At 67.9% G+C, this 3,630-nt stretch carries 5 protein-coding genes; 4 read left to right on the top strand and 1 reads right to left on the bottom strand.

The genetic code is table 11. From position 1 onward, the window contains the following. From ACN269_RS34970 to ilvA, 4 genes are all read left to right on the top strand, one after another. On the top strand, positions 1 to 363 hold a 363-nt coding region (locus tag ACN269_RS34970), incomplete at its 5' end, for a hypothetical protein (protein WP_421477658.1). A gap of 50 nt (positions 364 to 413) precedes the next feature. Next, the gene (locus ACN269_RS34965) at positions 414 to 1,199 is read left to right on the top strand and encodes a DUF1906 domain-containing protein (protein WP_421477656.1); all 786 of its coding nucleotides are present in this window, start codon (positions 414 to 416) and stop codon (positions 1,197 to 1,199) included. Then, positions 1,196 to 2,173: a transglycosylase SLT domain-containing protein gene (locus ACN269_RS34960; RefSeq protein ID WP_421477654.1), complete on the top strand. Its 978-nt coding sequence runs from the start codon at positions 1,196 to 1,198 to the stop codon at positions 2,171 to 2,173. Before ACN269_RS34965 ends, ACN269_RS34960 begins: the two co-directional genes overlap by 4 nt. Before the next feature lie 22 nt (positions 2,174 to 2,195). After that, on the top strand, positions 2,196 to 3,422 hold the full coding sequence (ilvA, locus tag ACN269_RS34955; protein ID WP_421477652.1) for a threonine ammonia-lyase: 1,227 nt from the start codon (positions 2,196 to 2,198) through the stop codon (positions 3,420 to 3,422). On the opposite strand, the gene ACN269_RS34950 is transcribed toward ilvA, so the two are convergent. Next, positions 3,419 to 3,630 (bottom strand): family 1 glycosylhydrolase (locus tag ACN269_RS34950; protein WP_421477650.1); only part of this gene is annotated, 212 nt, incomplete at its 5' end. The genes ilvA and ACN269_RS34950 overlap by 4 nt on opposite strands.

Here is a 3,630-nt window from a genome sequence, read left to right as displayed (position 1 = left end):
TACGAACTGCGCACGCCCGAACTGGCCGGCGACACCGCAACCAGCTATGACCCGGCCGGTCATTTCCTGGTCGTATGTGAGGGTGACTTCGACCGAGAATCCGTGTCGGAGGCCCAGTTGAACAGCGCCGCACTGGCGTTCGCCTGGGCGGCCCAGACGTTTGACGTGGGCAGCGACACCCTTGGCGGGCACCGAGACTTCGCCTCGACATCGTGCCCGGGAGCCGACCTCTACGACCATGTTGCGTCGGGGGACCTCGCGCGGCGGATCGACGCCGCGCTGTCCTCCGGGCCGGTGCAGCGGCAATCGGACTGCGGACCGGCGGCGGCGGCGCGGGTGGCCGACATCGAGGCCGGTCGCTGATCGACGGGTTTTCTCCGGCCAGCGGCATGGCGGGGATACGCTGAACCGTCATGACACGGGTTTCACGACGCGACGTCCTCAAGTACGCGCTGCCCGGCGCTGCCGCAGTGCTGGCTGGCCTGGGCACGGGTCTGGGCACGGCGGTCAGTCCACCGAAGGCCGCCGCCACCGGTCTGGAAGTGCTCGACTTCGCGACGCTGCAGGTACCGCCGGCGCAGATCAAGGCGGCCGGCTACGACGGGGCAATGGTCTACGTGTCCGAACTGCGGCCCGGTGCAACGTTCGACTTCAAGCCCGTCACTCGTGAGTACACCGACGGGTTGCGCGCCGAAGGGCTGCACGTTGCCAGCTGCTACCAATACGGCAAACCCGGCTGGGTGGAGTCGCCGTCGGACTACACCAAGGGCTACGACGGCGGTGTCTACGACGCTCAGACGGCGCTGCGGCTGCATGCGGCCGCCGGCGGACCCGATTCAGCGCCGATCTTCTTCAGCGTCGACGACGACATCGACGCGGATACCTGGAACTCCCTTGCAGTGCAATGGTTTCAAGGAATCAACTCAGTCTTGGGGGTGGAGCGCACCGGCGTTTACGGGTCCAACCGGACATGCGCGTGGGCGATCGACGACGGGGTGATTGGTCACTCGACCACGCCGGGATACCGGTGGGCCTGGCAGACCAGGGCATGGTCGCAGGGGCAGCGGGAGCCGGCTGCGGTGCTTTTTCAGCGCGAGATCGTCACCGCGTCCGACCCGGGGGTCATCATCGACGGAATTTCAGTCGACGTGAACGACGTGCTCGCGCCGGACTTCGGCCAGTGGGGTTTAGAGCGATGACGTCCGATCTCGCCTACCCCGGTGCGCTGGTGCGTCGGGGTGCGGTGGTGTTCGCGGCCGCCGTCGTAGCGCTGGCGGGCTGCTCGGAGGAAGCCAGGTCAGAACCCGTCGCGACGCCGACGCCACCCCCACCGGCGACAGCACCCAGCGCCCCGGCGCCGGCGGCCCCGCCCGCGCCGGCACCTGTGCCGACGGGTGCGCAGCCCCGGCTGGCGCCGGACCCGGCACAGTTGGCCGACGACCTGATCGCCGACGAACTGGCGCTGCGCGACACCGCCGCGTCGGAGGCGGCGCTGGCTGAGGCGGCACGCCGTCAACAAGCCGCCTACCGCTCGCTAGGACGCAACGCTGAAGCGGAAGCGGTTGTGCGCTCACGCATTCCGTCGTCGCTGCTGGACCACTACAACCGCAACATTGCGGCCCGACACCAACTCGACGCACTGGTCGCCAGCGACACGAAGGCCACCGTCCCGGCCTGGCGGATTGAGCCGCCGAGGCCGGCCGACGAGCTCCTCGGGTACTACCGCGAGGCCGAAGCGGCGAGCGGTGTCAGCTGGAACTACCTGGCTGCGGTCAACTTCATCGAAACCGGGTTCGGTCGCATCGTCGGTGTGAGTACCGCGGGCGCGCAGGGCCCGATGCAGTTCCTGCCGTCGACGTTCGCGGCCTACGGCAACGGCGGCGACATCTACTCGCCGCGCGACAGCATCATGGCGGCGGGTCGTCATCTGGCCGCCAACGGGTTCGCCCAGAACCGCGACGGCGCACTGTGGCGGTACAACAATTCCAATCTCTACGTCGATGCGGTGACCAACTACGCCGAGGCGATCGCCGCCGATCCCGCTGCGTTCGCCGGCTACCACCGGTGGGAGATCTACTACCGCACGACCGAAGGCGATGTATTGCTGCCGATCGGCTACCAGGCGAGTGCGCCGATACCCGTCGGTGAGTACCTGGCAGCCCACCCGCAATGAGAAAATGCCCCACCATAGAGGCGTGGACCCGGACCTGATCACCCTCGATCACATCAACGCCGCTGCCGAGCGGCTGGGGCCGGTGATCCGCGAAACCCCGATGATCGCCTCGAGGGTGCTCTCGGAACGGACCGGCCAACAGGCCTGGCTCAAGTGTGAAAACCTGCAACGCACCGGGTCGTTCAAGCCGCGCGGGGCCTACAACCGGATCGCCAATCTCACCGATGAGCAGCGGGCGCGCGGTGTGGTCGCTGCCAGCGCGGGTAACCATGCCCAGGGGGTCGCTTGGGCCGCAACCGAATTAGGCACCGACTCAACGGTGTTCATGCCGGTCAACGTGGCATTGCCCAAGCTGGTTGCCACCAAGGCCTACGGTGCGCAGATCCATCTGGTCGGCGCGACCATCGCCGAAGCCCTGGACGCGGCCGGCGAATTCGCCGAACAGCACGGTGCCGTGTTGATTCACCCATTCGACCACGCCGACATCGTCGCGGGTCAGGCCACCGTCGGCCTGGAGATCCTGAAGCAGATCCCTGATGTGGAAACGATTTTGGTGCCTACCGGGGGTGGGGGGCTGATCGCCGGTATCGCCGCGGCGATGCACTACCTGGCGCCACAGGTCCAGGTGATCGGGGTGCAGGCCGAGGGCGCCGCGGCCTGGCCGGCATCCCTGACCGCGGGTAGGCCGACGCGGGCGCCTTCGATGTCGACCATGGCCGACGGCATCGCGGTTCCGATGCCCGGCGCGGTCCCGTTCAGCCAGGTGCGGGCGTTCGTCGACTCGATCAGGACCGTCAGCGAAGAAGCGCTGTCCCGGGCGCTGCTGCTATGCCTGGAGCGAGCCAAGTTGATCGTCGAACCGGCCGGCGCGGCGGCCGTTGCGGCGCTGCTGACATCGGCGGCCGATCTCGATCTGCGTGGTCCGGTGTGTGCTGTCTTGTCGGGGGGAAACATCGACCCGCTGGTGTTGACCCATGTGATCAACCATGGGTTGCGCGCCGCCGGCCGCTATCTCGCGGTCAAGGTGGTCATTCCGGACCGCCCCGGTGGCCTCAGCAGGCTGCTGGGTGTGGTCAGCGAGAGCGGGGCCAGTGTGCTGGACGTGGTACACCTGCGGACCGCTCCCAAGTTGGCGCTCGACGAGGTCGAGGTGATGCTGACCGTCGAGACCCGCGGGCGCGATCACCGAGACGAGGTGCTGGCGGCGCTGGCCGAGGGGGGTTTCGTCGTGACTGTCGAGAACGGCTAAGAGGCCCACGTCGGCCGGCGCAGGGTGGCGCCGTTGGATGCGATGACGTCGCGGTACCAGCCGAACGACTTCTTCGGGTAGCGCGCCAACGTCCCGGATCCGTCGTCGTGGCGGTCGACGTAGATGAACCCGTAGCGCTTGCTCATCTGCGCCGTCGACGCGCTGACCAGATCGATGCATCCCCACGACGTGTAGCCCAGCACCGAGA

The organism is Micromonospora sp. WMMD736, from assembly GCF_049179015.1.
Taxonomy (GTDB): domain Bacteria; phylum Actinomycetota; class Actinomycetes; order Mycobacteriales; family Micromonosporaceae; genus Micromonospora.
The sequence above is the reverse complement of the archived record's forward strand: the minus strand, read 5'-3'. Positions and strand labels throughout refer to the sequence as shown.